This window comes from Kitasatospora sp. NPDC059160 (assembly GCF_042755465.1).
Classification (GTDB): Bacteria; Actinomycetota; Actinomycetes; order Streptomycetales; family Streptomycetaceae; genus Kitasatospora.
On the sequence record NZ_JBHZCN010000011.1, the window covers coordinates 24,110 to 40,681 of the forward strand.

Sequence of the window (16,572 nt, forward strand, 5' to 3'; positions counted from 1 at the left end):
TCAGCACGACCACACCGACACCGCCAGGGACAGGGACAGGGACAGGGGAAGCGACACCGACGGCGACTCGCGCGGCGCCGGCCTCCGGTGCGCTGCTGGTGCTCGGCTTCGTCCTGCTCAGCCTCAACAGCCGGGTCGCCTTCGGGCAGGTCGGCCCGCTCGCCCCGGTGGCCGGCTGGGGCGCGGGCACCGTCACCGTGCTGGCGCTGATACCCCCGCTCTGCATGGGCCTGTTCGCGCCGCTGGGCGCGCTGGCCCGGCGGCGGCTCGGCGAGGAGCGCGGGTTGTTCTGGGCGAGCGTGCTGCTGGTCGCCGGGGCGGTGGTGCGGACGCTGGGGATGCCCGGACTGTACGTGGGGACGGCGTTGGTGGCCGCCGCGGTGGCGGTGGTCAACGTGCTGATCCCGGTGTTCGTCCGGACCCGCTTCGCGCCCCGGCGGATCGGCACCATGATGGGCGTCTACGCGCTGTCCATGGGCGCCGGTTCGGCCGTGGTGGCCGCGCTGGTCGCGCCCGTCGCGGGCGCGTGGTCCTGGGAGGCGGCGATCGCGCTCGCCGTCGTCCCGGCGGTGCTCGCGGTGGTGGGTACGGTCCCGCAGCTGCGGGGCCCGCGGCCTTCCCCGGCGGCGGTCGCCCCCGGGGTGCGGCGGCCGGTCGGCCGGACGGCGCTGGCCTGGAGCCTGACCGCCTACTTCGGCATCCAGACCCTGGTCTTCTACGCCACCCTGGCCTGGCTGCCCACCATCCTGGTCGGCGCGGGAGTGAGCCGGACCACCGCCGGCACCGACCAGGCCGTGATGATCCTCGGCCTCGCCGTCGGCGGCTTCCTCGCGCCCGTCCTGGCCGCCGCCCGCCGGGACCAGCGTCCGCACATCCTCGGCGTGGTCGCGGTCTGCGTGCTCGGTCTGCTCGGCCTGCTGCTCGCCCCCGCCGCCGGGGCGCCGGTCTGGGCCGGGATCCTCGGCATCGGCATGGGAGGTGGGCAGGCTCTGGCCGGGGTGCTGTTCACCCGCCGGGGCACCGACCACGACCACGTCGCGGCGCTGTCCACGATGGCCCAGACCGGCGGCTACCTGATCTCCGCGGCGGGCCCGGCGCTGCTCGCCGTCCTGCACGGCTCCACCGGGGCGTGGACGGTTCCGCTGCTCGCGCTGATCGGCCTGCTGCTGGTGGGCGCGGTGCTGAGCATGCGGGCGGGGCACGACGGGGGGTACGGCGGTGGGCGCGGTCGGGAGCGTTGTTGAAGGATTTTCTCGTCGCGCTGTCACACTCGGGCGCCGGGATCCGTCGGGTCGGTGAGAGCACGCCGGACGCCCGAGAGGAACACGACCATGAGCACCGACCTGAGCACCGACCGCGCCGACCGCACTGCCCGCTCGATCACCGCCGAGATCCCGCTGCGCCCCCGGATGGCCACCGACCCGAGCGCGCTCGTCCCCGAACTCGCCGACGTGTCGGCCGCGTTGTTCCGGGCGGTCGGCAACCGCTCGCTCCCGCGCGGCACCGTCAGCCTGGTCCAGCTGCGGGCCGGGCAGCTCGCCGGCAGCACCTACCTGACCGTCCTGCACACCGGGTTCCTGCGCAAGGCCGGTGAGTCGGAGGAGCGGATCACCTCGGTGGCCAGCTGGCAGGACTCGCCGTACCTGACCGCACCCGAGCGGGCGGCCCTGGCGCTGGTGGACGCCGTCCTGCGGCCGAACCCGGACGGCGAGCGGGTGTCGGACGAGCTGTACGCCGAGGTCGCCGCGCACTACGACGAGAAGGCGCTGGCCACGCTGATGCTGGCGATCGGCCAGGTGAACTTCTTCACGGCGATCGCGCTGATCGCCAAGCCTGTCCCCGGGAAGGCGTTCACCGACCCCTGGGCCTGAACTCCGAGGGTCTGAACTCCGGCCCGGGACCGGCCCGTCGGGCGTTTCGCCCGGCGGGCCGGTCCCGTGTTTCAGCGTGCGGCCGCGTTTCAGCCGGCGGCGAGGAGGCCGGAGACCAGGGCGCGCAGTCCGTCGCGGTAGGTGTCCTGGGCGGTGAGGGCCTCCCAGTGGCCGGCGACCTGGGCCAGGCGGGGGTGGACGGCCGGGTCGAGGCCGGCGAAGACCTGCTCGCGGTAGGTGGGGCGGTCGTCGGCGGTGCGGCGCCTGGCGGCGGTGGTGCGGACCACGATCTCCCCGGCGGTGTAGTACCAGATCGCGCGGTAGCCCTGGGCGGCGCGTTCCGGGGTCAGGCCGCAGTCGACCAGTCCGTCGACGATCTGCTCGACGAACCAGAGGGCGTGGGTGGAGAACAGGTCGTCGGCGGCCAGGACTTCGACGATCCAGGGGCAGGCGGCGAGCGCGTCGTGGATCGCGGCGGCCGCGGTGAGGACGCGCTCGCGCGGGTCGGCCGGGAGTTCGACCGGGTGGAGGGTGCGGGCGGCGTAGTCGTCGAGCAGCAGGACGAGCAACTCCTCCTTGTTGCGCACGTGGTGGTAGAGCGCCATCGGGGTGCTGCCGATGTCGGTGGCCAGGCGGCGCATGGTCAGTCGCTCGACGCCCTCCTCGGCCACGATCCGGCGGGCCGTCTCGACGACCTCCTCCCGGGAGATGCGGGGAGGACGGCCGGTGGCCTTGCGGGGAGTGGGGGAGGGCTGCTGCATGCCCTCATCATGCCCCGTCCGGGGGGTCCGTGGTGCCTCGCCCGCCCTGTGCGGCTCGACAGGGGAGAGCCTCCGAGGGTACTTTCCTTACATGTACAGAAACTCGCGAGGCCGACCCGGCCTGGTGCTCGCGGCGGTCACCGTCGCCCAGTTCGTCTTCGCCCTCGACATGTCGGTGGTCAACGTCGCGCTGCCCGCGATCCGCGACGGCCTGGGCTTCGCCCCGCTCGACCTCTCCTGGGTCGTCCACGTCTACGCGCTCACCTTCGGCGGGCTGTTACTGCTGGGCGGCCGCGCCTGCGACCTGTACGGGCGGCGGCGGTTGCTGGTGCTGGGGCTGGCCGTCTTCGGGCTCTGCTCGCTCGCGGGCGGGCTGGCCCAGCACCCGTGGCAGCTGGTCGCCGCCCGGGCCGGGCAGGGCGTGGGCGCCGCGGCGGCCGCTCCCGCCGCGCTGGCGATGCTCACCACCGCCTTCCCCGAGGGCCCCCGGCGGGTCCGCGCCCTGGGGGTGTGGAGCGCCGCCAACGCCGCCGGTGGCGCGCTGGGCGTGCTGGCCGGCGGGGTGCTGACCGAGTACGCCAGCTGGCGCTGGGTCATGCTGGTCAACCTGCCGATCGTGGCGACGGCGCTCGCGCTGCTGCCCCGGGGGATCGGGGCCGGGGCGCAGCCCGTCCGGCGGGAACGGCTGGACGTGCTCGGCGCGGTGCTGGCCACCGGGGGAGTCGGGCTGCTGGTGTTCGGCGTCGTCCGGACCGAGAGCCGGGGGTGGGGCTCGCCGGCCACCCTGGCCGCGCTGGGCGCTGCCGTCGCGCTGCTGGTCGCCTTCGTGGTCACCGAACTCCGTTCCCCCGCACCGCTGTTGCGGCTCGGGCTGCTGCGCAGCCGCTGGGTCGCCGGGGCGAACGTGCTGGTGTTCCTGGCCGCCGCCGGGCAGTTCGCGGCCTTCTACTTCGTCTCGCTCCACCTCCAGCAGGTGCTCGGCCTGGGCGCCGCCGCCACCGGGGCCGCGTTTCTGCCGTTCTCCGCCGGGCTGGTGGTGGGCTCGCTGTTCGCGACCCGGATCACCGCGCACCGCAGCCCGCAGGTGGCCCTGGTGCCCGGGGCCGTACTGGCCGCCGCCGGGCTGGGCTGGTTCGCGCTGATCAGCCCGGAGGGCGGGTTCCTCGGCGACGTCCTGGGCCCGTCCCTGGTCACCAGCCTCGGCACCGGGCTGGTGCTGGCCCCCGTCGCCGCCGCCGCGACCGCCGGTGTCGCACCCCGCGAGGCCGGGGCGGCCTCCGGCCTGCTCAGCAGCTCGCGCCAACTCGGCGGCTGCGTCGGGCTGGCGGCCCTGGCCACCCTCGCCGCCCACCGCACCGCCTCGGCCGCTGCCTCGACCACCGGATCGACCACCGGCTCGACCGCCGGATCGGCCACCGGCCGGGCCGCCTTGGACGCCGGGTACGCCCTCGGGCTGGCCGCCGGCGCCGTGCTGTTCGCGCTGGCGGCGGTCGTCGCCGTCACCGTCCTGCCCCGGCGGCGGCCCGGTGTGCCCGAGGGGCGTCCGCTCGTCGCCGGGGAACGCCACGAAGAACTCCGACTGGAAGGAACCTCCTCATGACCACCACCCCGATCGCCGTCGTCGACCTGTTCGCCTCGGCGCTGCACTTCCGCCCCGACGGCGAACTGCGGTCCACCGAACGGCGGATGGCCGGCGGTGGTGCCGGCACCGAGGGCGCCTGGCAGGTCGCGGCGTTCCACGTGGAGACCGACGCCGACGTGCACGCCGACCACTGGGAGATGCACCCGGAGGCGGAGGAGGCGGTGTGCTGCCTGGCCGGCGGTGCCCGGGTCTTCTTCCGGCCGGTCGAGCCCGGAGCGGCCGAGGAGTCGGTGCGGCTGACGGCCGGGAGCGCCGTGGTCGTCCCGCGCGGCCGCTGGCACCGGCTCGAACTCGACGGCCCCAGCGACCTGATGTCGATCACGCTGCGGGCGGGGACCCGGTTGGAGCGGCGGGGCGCCGAGGGCTGACCGCCGGGCCGGGGTGGCCGGTAGGCGCGGCGCGGATCCCGGGAGGGTTACTGGAACGCGGCGACGGCCCTCCGCCCGTGGGGTGGAGGGCCGTCGTGTGGCAACCTGCGGCGTCCGGGTCGGATGACGGATCGTCAGACTGCGGCGCGGGCGGCCTTGGTGCGGGCGGAGTCGAAGACGGCGGCCGGGTTCCCGTAGTACAGCCACGGGCCGGCGATCTCCCGGCCCATCCCGCGGAAGAGGTCCAGGGCCTGCGCCGGGCGGCCGTTCTCGATCAGGGCGTGGGCGATCCAGCCGCGCGCCGCGACGATGCCGGGGTGGGCGGGATCGGCGGCCGCCAGGTCGAGCAGGGCCGCGTCCACGGCGGCCGTGTAGGCGGGGGAACGGTAGAGCGAGGAGGCGGACCTGTCGCGCAGGATCTGCTCCCAGTACGCCCGCAGCTTGAGTGCTGTCAGCAGGCTGCCGGCCGGTGCGCCGGCGATCGCCTTGTCGGCGAACTCGTGCATCAACTCGTTGCTGCCGAGCCACTTCTCGCACCAGTACTGCAGGGCGGAGGTGTGCGCGCCGATGTGGTGGGGCTCGCGGGCCACGATCTCGGCCCACAGCGCGCGGTAGCGCTCGTGCGACCAACCCTGGCCCATCGCGATCGACTGCTGTGCCACCCAGGCGTTCGGGTCCCCGGCCGGGGCGAGCCGGACCGCCTCGTACGACACCTCCTCGGCCTCCTGCAGCACCTGGTGGAAGCCCATGGCCTGCTCGCGGGTCACCTGCGAGGCGTACTTCGCGGTGCGGATCTGCCACGCCCGCTTGACCAGCGCCTCGGTGTGCACCTGGGCGGCCTGGGGGTTGTCCGGCTGCTCCTCGCGCCAGTCCCGGAGCCAGCCGTCGTCGGTGGCCGCGAGGCGGCTGAACGGGCCCATCCGGGAGTAGCGGGTGCTCCAGTCGCCGTCGCCGCCCGAGAGGTGGGCGGCGGCCGGGCGCCAGTCCCCGGCCCTGGCCGCGTCAAGCGCCGCCCGCGCCGCCGGGTCGGTGGGTTCGTCGCCCACCTCGACCAGTTCGGCGCGCGGCACCAGACCCGCCGCGGCCGCTTCGAGCCCCCTGGAGGCCTTGCGGCGCTTGTTGAGCCAGAGGCCCAGCCTGACGAGGAGGATGACGAGGGGGACGATGACGAACGGGTGGGACATGTACCTGCTTCTCCACGGAACTTCTTCGCACAGGTGTGCGTTCGGTGAAGATCGTACCGTTCGGGTACGGAGCCGTGAACGGTGTGCGCATCGAAGGACCGTCCGGGTTTCCGCTGCTCCTCGCACGCGCGTCCGGCCCGGGGGGTGAACGATCGCCGGGTCGCGCCGATCCCCGGGCGGAGGCGGTAAGTTGGCGGCTGCCGATTGTGGGGAGGACCACTGACGTGAGCACCGACGAGGCTGCGCTCGGCAGCGCCGTCAAGGCCGTCATCGCCGCCGTGAGTGCCGATGACGTGGCCGGGCTGTACCAGGCGGTGATGCCGCCGGCGGGTGAGGACACCCCTCCGGCCGAGGTCGCCCGATGGTTCGGGCTGCTCCTCGTCCACCTGGCGCTCACCGCCGCGTCCGCTTCGGAGCTGGAGCGCGGCAGTTCCCGGGAGACGGTCTCGGAGTGGCTCGGGGAGGTGCTGGGGCCCGTACCGACCCCGGCGCTGCTGCGCGCCGGGGATCCGAGCCGCATCGACCACGTCGAGGCGGTGAGTGCCGCGGAGAGCTACGCCCGGTGCCGGGAGTACGCCGTCGACCTGATCCGGCTGGGCCTGGTCGACCCGACCGAGGAACCGGACGAGCGGGGCGTCGACGCCCACTGCGCGGTGACGAACGACAAGCAGATGCGGATCACCGTGATGGCGATGCTCGGCCGCCTCGGCGCCGGTCCCGGCGTGCGCGGTTGACGGAGCCGCGCTTCGTCGTGGGGCCGGGCTACGCGCTGTACCAGGGGCCGCTGGCGGACAGCGCGCCGCACCGGCACGCCGCGTTCCAGGTCGCCGTGGCGGCGCCGGGCGGCGAGGTGACGATCGCGGACGGCGCCGGGGTCAGGCACCGGGGTGAGGCGGTGGTGGTGGCGCCGATGGTGCGGCACCGGATGGCGCCGACCCGCCGGGTGCTGGTGTTCTACGTCGACCCGCGCTGCGCGTTCGCGGACCGCCTGCGGGCGGAGCACGTCGACGGCGTCCGGGTGGCGCCCCGGTGGCGGGAGTTGACGGAGGAGGACGTCCGTCCGTCCGGGGTGCTGCCGTCGGCCGAGGTGGACGCCCGGCTGCGGGCGGCGATGGAGGCGCTCGCGGGCGACCGGGTCGCGCTGCCGGGGCTGGCCGCGCAGGTCGGGCTCTCGCCGCAGCGGCTACGGGCGTTGGCCCGGCGGCAGTTGGGGGTGCCGCTGGCGCGCTGGCGGATCTGGCTACGGCTGGCCCGCGCGGCCGACGCGCTGGGCGAGGGGTGCACGCTCGCCGAGGCGGCGGTGGCGGGCGGCTTCGCGGACCAGGCGCACTTCACCCGGCAGATGCGGGAGATGACCGGGCTCACGCCGTCGCAGGTGCTGCCGGTGCTGCGCGCCTCGGGCCCGGGCCGAAGGTCGTCGGGCCCGAGCGGTTCGCGCCCGGCGGCCTGCTCGCTTCCGGCCTACGCGCGGTGGGCCACGTAGATCGACATCGAACCGGTGACCGTCGCGACCGTCTCGGCCTCGCGCACGCCGTGGAACCCGGCCTCGGCGATCAGCCGCGGCAGGATGCCGTCCGCGTTCGGCTGGGTGTCCTCCTTGCCGTCCGCCAACTGCACGATGCGGAAGGCCAGGCGCATGGCCGTCGTGCGCTGGCGCCCGTAGTCGGCGATCACCAGCTTGCCGCCGGGGCGCAGCGCCGCGTGCACGGACGCGAGGACGGCCCGCTTCATGGGGACGGGGCACTGGTGCAGGACGAGGCTGGAGACGACGGTGTCGGCGGCCCCGGTGCCGACCAGATCGGCGACGGCGTCGCCCATGCCGGTCAGCCACTCGGGGCCGGGGCCGGGGACGGGCGCGGGGCCGGAGCCGGGGCCGGTGGTGGAGCCGGTGGCGGCGGCCTTGCGGCGGGCCAGTTCGAGCGTGCCCGGGTCGGGGTCGACACCGATGACGCGGGCACGCGGCTCGACGCGGTTGAGGAGCAGCGCCAGCGAGCCGGTGCCGCAGCCGACGTCGACGATCACGTCCTCGGGGCGCGGGGCCGCGTGCATGGCGAGCAGGCTGCGCCAGAGGCGTTCGCGGGTGAGGGAGACGATGGGGTCGTAGAGGCGCAGCGGGGCGAGGCGGCCGGCGGCGGGGGTGAAGGCGCGATCGGTCATGAGGGCCAGTCTCGGGGGCGGTCGCCGTGAGGTCTTGAACGAATCGCTCGCCCACCACGCCGGCAGCGCGGGGGAGCGGCCGCCGCGGGTCAGCGGCGCCGGCCCGCGTAGGCGGGGGAGACCAGCGCGATCAGCACCGCGGCCACGCCGACCTGGAGCAGGTGCCGGATCCAGTCGATCCCGCCGGTGTGCCGCACTCCGAAGTACGAGGCGGCGGCATTGCCGAGCACCGCTCCGGCCGCGCCGACCAGGATGGTCAGCCACAGGGGCACGGGCTGGCGGCCGGGCAGCACGAGCTTCGCCAGCAGGCCTACCACCAGTCCCGCGACCAGGGCCCACAGAATCGTCATGGTCTCTCCTTCGGGTCGTTGTCGTTCTTCGTCGTTCTTCGCCAACGCCCGCCGTCTGCCCCGTCCTTGGGACGTCATGCCCGTCGCCCTGAGTTTCGGGCCGGGGGGTTTGGCCGGCCGGATCGGGGTCACACGAGGAACGGGTCGGCAGGGAACGGCCCGGACGGCACGGCCTCCTCCCCTCGGGGCCGCCGTTCGGGCCGCCGCCGACAGTTCAGAGCCCGGCCACCGTGACGACCGCACCCGGCGGCCGGGCGGCCCGTGCGTCCCGGGGGACGCACGGGCCCGTTGGACGGTCAGCCGAGGGCGTCCAGGTGCCGGTGGAGTTCCTTGTGTCCCGCCGCGTCGGGGTGCAGGCCGTCGACGAGTAGGTGGGGCTGGTCGCGGAGCGGCTCCCACAGGTCGAGGAAGTCGATGTGGTGGTCCGCGCACCAGGCCCGCAGGGCCGTGCGCAGGGCGAGCGCCCGGTCCGTGGTGAAGCGCAGGCCCTCGTAGTCGCCGGTGCGGGTCTCGTCGAGCCAGACCGGCCCGACGACGACCAGGCGGGCGTTGTGCCGCCGGGCGGTCGCGGCCAGCGAGTCGAGGTGGCCGGTGAGGTGGGCGAGCCCGTCGTGGCCGTCTCCCGGCGCGGCGAGCGGCACGGCGGAGTCGTTGATCCCCGCCGCCACGATCAGCGTGTCCGGGTGACGGGGAGGTAGGAGCGCGGGGGTCTGCGCGCTGACGTCCGCCAGGGTGCTGCCGGGGACGGCGAGGTTGAAGACCCGGTTCTGGGTCTCGTTCGCCGCGATGTGGGCCGCCGCCAGGTGCCCGGTCCAGCCGCCCTGGGGGTCGCAGCGCCCGTAGGCGATGCTGTCGCCGACGATGACGATGCGTGCCGCCGAGCGCAGCGGGTTCGCGTCCAGGTAGGCCCAGGCGGTCTCGCCCGAGGTGAGCAGGACCTGTCGCCGGGCGTAGTCGGCGACCTCGTACGCGTCGGCCGCGGCCAGCTCCTCGTCGGTCAGCCGCAGGACGGCGCCCTCGACCGTGCTGCCGAGCCTGCGTTTTAGGGTCAGGTGCACGTCCTGGCCGCTGGTGGCGATGACGGCCTCGTCGGTGATGGCGAGGGGCCTGGTCGCGTACCCGGCCAGGGCGGCCGGGGTGGTAGCGACGGTGCGCCCGAAGAGGGCGGTCTGGACCTGCCGGTCCAGCAGCGTGCCGAAGGAGAACAGGAGGTGGGGCTGGGACTCGGTCACCGTGACGCCGTGGCCTTTCACTTCTTTCGGAATGATCAACTCACTGTAGGCGGCCTGCCCGGCGGCTCGCACGCCCCCGGTTCTCGCGGGGGCGGGAGCGTGCCCGTCAGCCGTGGTCGAGGGCGTTCGGCAGCCCCTGCCGGTAGCGGACCTCGTCCTGCTGCTGGAGGGCGGCCAGCTCCGGCGGCTGGTACAGCGGCCACACGGTGCAGCGCGGGGTCGGTGAACCGTCGGCGTCCAGCAGGGCGTTGACCGCGCGGCGGGCGGATTCGTTGGCGCCCTCCATGGTGGCCAGGTCGATGTCGGTGGCGACGTAGTCGCCGGCCAGGAACAGGTTGGGTACGGCGGTCGCGGCGGCGGGGCGGTGGTCCAGGGTGCCCGCCGGGTGGACGAGCAGCTGCTCGCGGTTGGCCGGGGCGGGGCCGCCGAGGCCGGTGACGGCCGGGTCCATGAACCAGCCGACCAGGTCCGCGTCGTCCAGGACGGTCCGGCCGCCGGTGTTGAGGGATTCCTTGAGCTGGGCCCAGGTCTCGCGCACCACCTCCTCGCGCGAGCACTTGAGCGCGGGCCTGCCGTACAGGATCCCCGGCGCGTCCCACTGCGAGACGATCGCCGAGAGGCACTCGGCCGCCTGCCCGTCGCCGTAGTCGCGGCGGAAGTCCCGGCCGGGCCAGAACTGGGCCTGGCCGATGCAGGTGACGGCCCAGGGCGAGTCGACCAGGTCGACGTGGCCGTGCACGATCGGGGTGCGGCCACGCAGGTAGAACTGGACGCCGACCATCCAGTCGGTGCGCAGCAGGTCGCAGCGTGCGAGCTGGGGGTCGGCGGCGCGCAGGCCGGGGCCCCAGGTGGCCCGGGCGTGCTCGACGGGCATCGCGCTGACGTAGTGGTCGGCGACCACGGGGGCGCCCGCGCCCCGCAGCCGGACACCGCTGATCCGGCCGTCCCGGTACAGCAACTCCTCGACCTCGGTGTCGAGTTCGAACCGGACGCCGAGGGCGCGCAGCCGCTCCTCCCAGGGGTCGATCCAGGCCTCGCTGGTCGGGGCGTTGAGGACGCGGTCCGGTTCGCCGTCGTTGCCCCGGCCCAGGACGTTGTAGACGAAGGCCTGGAGGACCCGGGCGACGGTGCGGGTGCTGGCCTCCTCGGCCTTGGTCGCGACGATGTTGCGGGTGATGCCGACGCCCAGCAGGCGCTGGTAGTCGTACGACATCTCGCCGGCCCGGATGAACCGCCACCACGGGACGTGCTCCCACTGCTCGCGGCGGCGCGGTTCACAGCTGGTGAAGTGGACCAGCAGCCGGTTGACGAAGTAGGCCACCTCGGTGGCCGGCAGGTGCAGTGCGGTGTCCAGCAGGCCCGTCAGCGTCTGGAGCAGCGCGTCGGGCGTCAGCTCGCCGAGCGCCGGGGGAGCGGTCACGGTGCGGAACGGCAGCCGCAGCGCGGGGCGGTCGCCGGAGCGGGGGAACAGCTCCTCGGTCGCGTTCACCAGGTTGTCGTGGACGGTGCTCGCTCCGGTTGCGCCGGCCGACCCGCCCGGCAGCGGGATCCGGCGCAGGGTGTCCGGCAGGTTGCGGTAGAAGCCCGGGAAGAAGCGGAAGCCGTGCTCGCCCGGCAGCGGGTGCCGGCCGCCCCGGGCCGTGCCGGGCACGGCCATGCTGCGGGCCTTGCCGCCGAGCACGTCGATGCGCTCGTACACCGTCACCCGGTAGCCGCGCTCGGCCAGCTCGTGCGCCGCGCTCAGCCCGGCGACCCCGCCGCCGAGTACGGCGACCCGCCGCCCCGCCCGCCCGTCGGGCCGGTCCGGGGCGGGGCGGTCCGGCGCCGGTCGTTCCGCCGCCCGGGCCGGTGCGGTGGCGGTGAGGGTGAGGCCGGTGGCGGCCCCGGCGGCCGTGGTGAGCAGGGCGCGCCGGGTGGGGGCGGCCGTGGTGGTCGTTCGCATGCCCGGTCAACGAGCCCGCGCGAGTGCCGGGTACGGCCGGGCCCGTGGTGATGCCCGGGCCCGGCTCCACGCCGGGACCGCCATGACCCCGGGGGCGGTTCAGGCCCGCAGGGTGTCGCCCGGGGCCTGTCCGTAGGCGGTGCGGTAGAGGCCGGCGAAGTGTCCCTGGTGGGCGAAGCCCCAGCGCATGGCGATGCCGGTGACGGTGGCGGTGGCCGGGTCGGCGGCGAGCAGGTCCCGATGGGCCGCGTCCAGGCGGACCAGGCGGAGGTGGCCGAGCGGCGTGGTGCCGAGGTGGCGGCGGAAGGCGTACTGGAGGGCCCTCGGGGTGACGAAGGCGGCCCCGGAGATGTCCGCGAGGGTGACGTCCCGCTCGGCGTTCGCCTCGATGTAGGCGATCGCCCGGCGCAGGGTGGCCGGGGTGGCGTCGGTCCGGTCGGCGGGCACCGGATCCGTGCGGCCGGTGTGGGGCAGGGCCGCCAGGGTGGCGGCGGCGAGGTGCTGGGCGGCGGACGCGACCAGCAGTTCGCTGGCGCAGGCGGCCGGATTGCCCAGGACGTGGTCGCGTACGTAGGCGACCACCGCGCCGAGTTGCCGGTTGGAGGCCTCGTCGACCGGCCGGAGCCCGGTCAGCCGCACCGGGCCCCGGCCGTCGGCGCCCACTGGGTCGACGGCCTCCAGCAGGCTGCTGTCGAACATGGCGATGGTGTAGCGGGCCGTCCGGACCTCGCCCCGGTACGGGGCGTCCGGCGGGGCGACCAGGAAGGTCTCGCCGGGGCCGAACACCGTTTCCCCGCCCGGCCCGGTGCGGTCGGCGAGGGTCCCGGTGTGCATGCTGATCAGGCAGACCCGGCCGAGGCTGTCCGCGGTGTAGGCCAGGTCGTAGCCGAAGGACAGCCGGTCCACGCTCAGCGACCCGACCGAGCGGCGGCTGATGCTGGTCCGGGCGTCCGCCACCGACTTGCCGATCCGCATCGGCGTGTAGGCCGTGGACAGGAACTCCTCCGTGGCCTCCCTGCTCGCGCTGTCGAACGACAACGACTCGACCATCCCCACCACCCGTCGTCGGCGCGGCAGCCCCGAGCTGCGCGGTCGGTGCCGACGCTACGCGCCGGGCGGCGGGACGCAAAGCCGGGCCGTCGCGCTCCTGGCCGGGCCCGTTTCGTTTCCGGCGCTGTCCGGGGTCCGCTGCTTCGCTCCCGCAGCTGCGGGTGGAACGGACGGTGGAACAGGGTGGGATCGGTGCCCTCCCCCCCGGGCGCCGAGTGCCCATCGGGAAGGATCGCCATGACCGTGCGCAGGGCACAGCAGGCCCGGCCGCCGAGCTCCGGCGCCGACCTGTCCGGACAGCTCGCGGAGCTCGTGGCGGAGGCCGAACGACAGTTCCAGGAAGGGCTGTTGGCGTTCACCGCGCAGGACGCGGCGCTGGCCCGGAGGATCGCCGACGACCTCGTCCGGGCCGTCGGCACCGCTGCCGGGCAGGAGCGGTTGCCGGTGATCGACCGGCTGGAGGCCGTCCGTGAAGCGCTCGCCGTGATCGCCGTCGGCATCGCCCGCACCCACGGCCAGCTGGCCTGGTTCCTCGCCCGGGCCAGTACCGTGCTGACTCCGGTGCTGGCCTGGCGGTCGCTGCCCGCGGACCGGCAGCGGTCCTTCGGCACCGTCGTGCCCGGTATCGGCGAACTGGCCGACGCCGAGACCGCCGTCCGTCGGCTGGCTGCGGGGCTCACCCGGGTCGGCACGGCGGGCGTCGCTCCGCAGCCCGGCCCGAAGGTGGGTCCGGACGGCGTGGGTCCGGACGGCGTGGGTCCGGACGGCGTGGTGCCGGACAGGGTGGTGCCGGACGAACCGGCGTCGGACGGCCGGGTGCCGGGCAGTCTGGCGCCGGACGCGGTCGCGTGACGTCGGCGGGCGGCCCGTCCGGCTGATTCAGAGATAGATGATTCGGGCACCCGCCCAACCGTCCGACCACGGCCACTCAGGAAGGGGCGCTGATCATGACCACGCGTGACGACCACCGGACCCAGCCGGACGAACCGGCGGAGGAGCGGTTCGCCGAAGAACGTTCGATCACGGCCCCCACCCCGGCCGACGTCCGGGAGAAGGCGGCCGGGCCGGTCGGGGACCGGGAGCGGTCCGCCGAGGAGCGTTCGATCATCGCCCCGACCCCCGCTGACGTCCGGCGCAGGGCCGAAGGGCAGCACGATGCCGACGAGGGTGCACCGGAGCCGCCCGGAGCGGACGCCGTGTCGCCCTGACGAGCCGCCGCCGACTCCCGCTCCGGCATCCGTCCGGCATCCGCCGCCGGACGGATGCCGGACGTGCGCATGCGGGGAATGTTCGCGGGAGCAGTGCGCAACGGGCGCGGAATCCATGGCGATCCGGGGCGGTGGACCGGCCCGGAGAGGGTAGCCGAGCGCTGCCGCCGTCGGGTGCTCAACGCCGTGACGGACGACCCCGAACCCCTCGGTCACCGAATGGAGAGCTGTCCGCATGTCCGTCGCCACCTGCCGCCCCACCGCCGTCACCCTGCCCGAGGGCCCTTTTCCGCACGTCTCGTTGGAAGCGCATCTCCGGTTCGACGCCTCGCTCCCGTACGCGATCTGCCTGGCCTTCCCGCCGGTCGACGACGGGGACGAGGAGGTCCGCTGGTTCTTCGCCCGGGAGCTGCTGCACGAGGGGCGGCACGCGCCGGCCGGGCACGGGGACGTGACCGTCGCCCCCGGGCCGCGGGGGCGGACCCTGGTGACGCTGCGCAGCCGTGAGGGCAGGGCCGTCATCAGCGTGCCCTCGGAGGCGGTGACCGCGTTCCTCCTCGACGCCTTCGCCCTGGTGCCGGCCGGCCGCGAGTCCGAGCACCTGGACGTCGACGCCGTCCTCGCGCGGCTGCTCCCCTGACCCCGAGCGGGCCGACCGTGCGGGGATGACCGTGCGGGGCCGACCGTGCCGGCACGACCGCGCATGGGCCGGGTCGGACGGGGTAGCCGGAAGGGCCGGGCACGACGGCAACCGGACGGAGCGGAGCACACACATGACCGCACCAGCGATCACGGCCGCAGCCGGCGTAGCCCCCTGGCCGGCCGTCCTGCTGCTGTCCCTGCTCGTCGCCGCGCTGCTCATCGGAGCCTTCGCCTGGTGCGGCCACCGTCTGGCCCGCCGTCGCCGGTTGCGGACGGAGCGGGGGGCCGCCCGCGCGGAGATCTGGCACACTCCCGACGGCACCGGCCCGCGCGGGCTCGGGCAGCGGCCCGACGAGCGCCCTCCGGGCCGGTGAGGGCGCCCGGCGACCGGAGGAGCGGCAGACGGGCCGGGCCGGTTCGTGGGCGGACGTCCTCCGGCGCACCTCGGCCGGGCCTCAGCGCCGGTGGCGGCCCCGGGGCCGGGCGGGCGCGGGGGAGGGCCGCGCCGGGAGGAAGAGGCGGGCCGCCTCCCGGCCCAGGTTGACGCCGATGGCGAGGGACAGCGCGGTGGCGGTGGCGTGCCCGAGGCCGCTGAGCCCGGCCTCCGGTTCGCCGCGGACGAAGGCGAGCAGCCCGAAGTACAGCAGCGAACCGGGCAGCAGCGACCCCAGGGCCGCCGTGACGTACGGCAGCACCGAGCTGCCCCGGTGGCGGGCCATCAGCTGGCCGGACAGGCCGACCAGGACGGCGGCCAGTCCGGTGGCCATGATCGGCTCCGCGCCCGCGTCGGCCAGCACGGAGTATGTGGTCCAGCCCGCGGCGCTGTTGACCAGGACGGCCGGCAGGGTGGCCGGCTCGGTGTTGAGCAGCACCGCGAAGGTCAGCGCGAGCAGGACGGCGGCCGCGAGTTGCAGCGGCGGGTTGGCGGGGGCGGCCGGGTCGCTCTGGGCGGCCAGGTCGGCGCCGTTGTTGACCCCGATGTAGAGCACGGTCATCACCCCGACGACCACGCCCGCCAGGAGGTACAGCACCTCCAGCAGCCGGGCGGCGGCGGTGAGGTAGAAGCCCGCGAGGCCGTCCTGCACGGCCGCGACCATCGGCCAGCCGGGCAGCAGCGCGTACAGCCCGCCGGTGATCACCACCGAGCCGCGCAGCTGCAGGTGGTTGAAGGACATCAGGATGCCGACCACCGCGGCCGGGGTCGCGGCGGCCGCGATCCGGTAGAACTCCGGCAGGTCGTGCCGTTCGACCCGGGCGGCCAGCAGACCGCCCACCATGGTGGTGACCACGGCGCTCACGAACACCAGCCAGGCCCGGGCGTCGGCCCGGCCGCCGACCAGCAGGGTGGCGACGCCGGCCAGCAGTCCGGAGGAGAGCACCAGGACCCAGGCCGGGTAGTGGCGGCAGTGCCGGCGCACGGCGCGCAGTCGTCGGTGGGCGTCGTCCACGGCGAGCCCGCCCGCGGTGATCTCGGTGACCAGCCGGAACAGCGCGGCCAGCCCGGCGTAGTCCCCGGTGGGGCGGCGGACGAAGCGCTCGGCCGTCACCGGCGGGTCGCCCTGCCCCGGTAGGTAGGAGATCGCGACCCGGGTGAAGGCGACCTGGGGGTCGCAGGGACGGACCCGGTACGTTCGCGCCACGGCGAGCATGGCCGCTTCGACGTCCTCGGCGCCCTCACCGCAGGTCAGCATCAACTCGCCGACCAGCAGGGTCAGTCCGAGCACGGCGGCGACCACGGCGGGCCCCGGATCGGCCGCACCCTCGTCCTCCTCCTCGCCGTGCCCGGCCGCCGGGTGGGCGGAGTTCGGCGAACGCAGCAGCGGCAGCATCTGCTCCGGCCAGCGGACCGCGCCGCCCGCGGGCCGGGGCGGTCTTCCGGAGAGGGGATCGCCCTCCTCCGTTGCGCCCGGTCCGCCCTGCGGCGGCACCCGCGGCCCGTCCGGCGCGCTCGGCCCGCCCGTGTCGGCCCGCGCACCGCTCTCCTCGTGTTCCGGCATCGTCGCTCCCTGACCACCCCCCAGATTCGGCTACTTTCGGCTTCCATCCGACTACCCAAGGCCATCACTTCGTGAACGTCACACCCGGAGTGCGGAAAGATCCGCGCGCCCTGACGGAGTCGGCTGTCGGGTGGGTGCCCGGGCATGTCGCGAACCGGGGCATTCTTT

Annotated in this window: 18 protein-coding genes; 10 read left to right on the forward strand and 8 right to left on the reverse strand. The window is 75.1% G+C overall.

Annotation, left to right across the window (positions count from 1 at the left end; all coding sequences use genetic code 11):
- Positions 1–98 precede the first annotated feature (98 nt).
- Both ACFXOZ_RS06795 and ACFXOZ_RS06800 read left to right on the forward strand, forming a co-directional pair.
- Positions 99–1,244 (forward strand): MFS transporter, encoded by a 1,146-nt coding sequence (locus ACFXOZ_RS06795; protein ID WP_380588030.1) that lies wholly within the window; start codon positions 99–101, stop codon positions 1,242–1,244.
- Positions 1,245–1,409: 165 nt separating this feature from the next.
- Positions 1,410–1,871: a carboxymuconolactone decarboxylase family protein gene (locus ACFXOZ_RS06800; protein ID WP_380528877.1), complete on the forward strand. Its 462-nt coding sequence runs from the start codon at positions 1,410–1,412 to the stop codon at positions 1,869–1,871.
- Positions 1,872–1,960: 89 nt separating this feature from the next.
- On the opposite strand, the gene ACFXOZ_RS06805 is transcribed toward ACFXOZ_RS06800, so the two are convergent.
- A complete protein-coding gene (locus ACFXOZ_RS06805; protein WP_380588033.1) occupies positions 1,961–2,632 on the reverse strand; it encodes a TetR/AcrR family transcriptional regulator in 672 nt (223 codons plus the stop codon).
- 91 nt (positions 2,633–2,723) lie between these two features.
- On the opposite strand from ACFXOZ_RS06805, the gene ACFXOZ_RS06810 reads away from it, so the two are divergent.
- Together ACFXOZ_RS06810 and ACFXOZ_RS06815 are read left to right on the forward strand one after the other, a co-directional pair.
- Positions 2,724–4,232, forward strand: a complete 1,509-nt coding sequence (locus ACFXOZ_RS06810) for an MFS transporter (RefSeq protein WP_380588036.1) — start codon at positions 2,724–2,726, stop codon at positions 4,230–4,232.
- Positions 4,229–4,642, forward strand: a complete 414-nt coding sequence (locus tag ACFXOZ_RS06815) for a cupin domain-containing protein (protein ID WP_380528850.1) — start codon at positions 4,229–4,231, stop codon at positions 4,640–4,642. Before ACFXOZ_RS06810 ends, ACFXOZ_RS06815 begins: the two co-directional genes overlap by 4 nt.
- Before the next feature lie 134 nt (positions 4,643–4,776).
- On the opposite strand, the gene ACFXOZ_RS06820 is transcribed toward ACFXOZ_RS06815, so the two are convergent.
- The gene (locus tag ACFXOZ_RS06820; protein ID WP_380528851.1) at positions 4,777–5,826 is read right to left on the reverse strand and encodes a hypothetical protein; all 1,050 of its coding nucleotides are present in this window, start codon (positions 5,824–5,826) and stop codon (positions 4,777–4,779) included.
- Positions 5,827–6,050: 224 nt separating this feature from the next.
- Between ACFXOZ_RS06820 and ACFXOZ_RS06825 the strand changes: the two genes are divergently transcribed.
- Together ACFXOZ_RS06825 and ACFXOZ_RS06830 are read left to right on the forward strand one after the other, a co-directional pair.
- The gene (locus tag ACFXOZ_RS06825) at positions 6,051–6,560 is read left to right on the forward strand and encodes a hypothetical protein (RefSeq protein WP_380528853.1); all 510 of its coding nucleotides are present in this window, start codon (positions 6,051–6,053) and stop codon (positions 6,558–6,560) included.
- Complete coding sequence (locus ACFXOZ_RS06830) at positions 6,557–7,309, forward strand: helix-turn-helix domain-containing protein (protein ID WP_380588039.1); 753 nt, start codon at positions 6,557–6,559, stop codon at positions 7,307–7,309. The genes ACFXOZ_RS06825 and ACFXOZ_RS06830 overlap by 4 nt, the downstream gene beginning before the upstream one ends.
- Here ACFXOZ_RS06830 and ACFXOZ_RS06835 read toward each other — a convergent pair.
- The 5 genes from ACFXOZ_RS06835 to ACFXOZ_RS06855 form a co-directional block, all read right to left on the reverse strand.
- Entirely contained in the window at positions 7,288–7,983 is a 696-nt protein-coding gene (locus ACFXOZ_RS06835) for a class I SAM-dependent methyltransferase (protein WP_380588041.1), read from the reverse strand. The genes ACFXOZ_RS06830 and ACFXOZ_RS06835 overlap by 22 nt on opposite strands.
- 89 nt (positions 7,984–8,072) lie before the next feature.
- Positions 8,073–8,333 (reverse strand): GlsB/YeaQ/YmgE family stress response membrane protein, encoded by a 261-nt coding sequence (locus ACFXOZ_RS06840; RefSeq protein ID WP_380528859.1) that lies wholly within the window; start codon positions 8,331–8,333, stop codon positions 8,073–8,075.
- A gap of 296 nt (positions 8,334–8,629) precedes the next feature.
- Positions 8,630–9,565 (reverse strand): GDSL-type esterase/lipase family protein, encoded by a 936-nt coding sequence (locus tag ACFXOZ_RS06845; protein ID WP_380588044.1) that lies wholly within the window; start codon positions 9,563–9,565, stop codon positions 8,630–8,632.
- 106 nt (positions 9,566–9,671) lie between these two features.
- Positions 9,672–11,507, reverse strand: coding sequence for an FAD-dependent oxidoreductase (locus ACFXOZ_RS06850; RefSeq protein ID WP_380588047.1), 1,836 nt, complete (start codon positions 11,505–11,507; stop codon positions 9,672–9,674).
- Between the two features lie 99 nt (positions 11,508–11,606).
- Positions 11,607–12,545 carry a helix-turn-helix transcriptional regulator gene (locus tag ACFXOZ_RS06855; RefSeq protein WP_380588050.1) on the reverse strand — a complete coding sequence of 313 codons (939 nt, stop codon included), beginning with the start codon at positions 12,543–12,545 and terminating at the stop codon, positions 11,607–11,609.
- A gap of 249 nt (positions 12,546–12,794) precedes the next feature.
- Between ACFXOZ_RS06855 and ACFXOZ_RS06860 the strand changes: the two genes are divergently transcribed.
- From ACFXOZ_RS06860 to ACFXOZ_RS06875, 4 genes are all read left to right on the forward strand, one after another.
- Positions 12,795–13,409, forward strand: a complete 615-nt coding sequence (locus ACFXOZ_RS06860; protein WP_380588053.1) for a hypothetical protein — start codon at positions 12,795–12,797, stop codon at positions 13,407–13,409.
- Positions 13,410–13,504: 95 nt separating this feature from the next.
- Entirely contained in the window at positions 13,505–13,765 is a 261-nt protein-coding gene (locus tag ACFXOZ_RS06865) for a hypothetical protein (RefSeq protein ID WP_380588056.1), read from the forward strand.
- 235 nt (positions 13,766–14,000) lie between these two features.
- Positions 14,001–14,405 (forward strand): SsgA family sporulation/cell division regulator, encoded by a 405-nt coding sequence (locus tag ACFXOZ_RS06870; protein WP_380588059.1) that lies wholly within the window; start codon positions 14,001–14,003, stop codon positions 14,403–14,405.
- A 133-nt stretch (positions 14,406–14,538) separates the two neighbouring features.
- Positions 14,539–14,781, forward strand: coding sequence for a hypothetical protein (locus tag ACFXOZ_RS06875; RefSeq protein WP_380529833.1), 243 nt, complete (start codon positions 14,539–14,541; stop codon positions 14,779–14,781).
- An 81-nt stretch (positions 14,782–14,862) separates the two neighbouring features.
- Here ACFXOZ_RS06875 and ACFXOZ_RS06880 read toward each other — a convergent pair whose 3' ends face one another.
- The gene (locus tag ACFXOZ_RS06880; protein WP_380529831.1) at positions 14,863–16,404 is read right to left on the reverse strand and encodes a threonine/serine exporter family protein; all 1,542 of its coding nucleotides are present in this window, start codon (positions 16,402–16,404) and stop codon (positions 14,863–14,865) included.
- Positions 16,405–16,572: the final 168 nt, after the last annotated feature.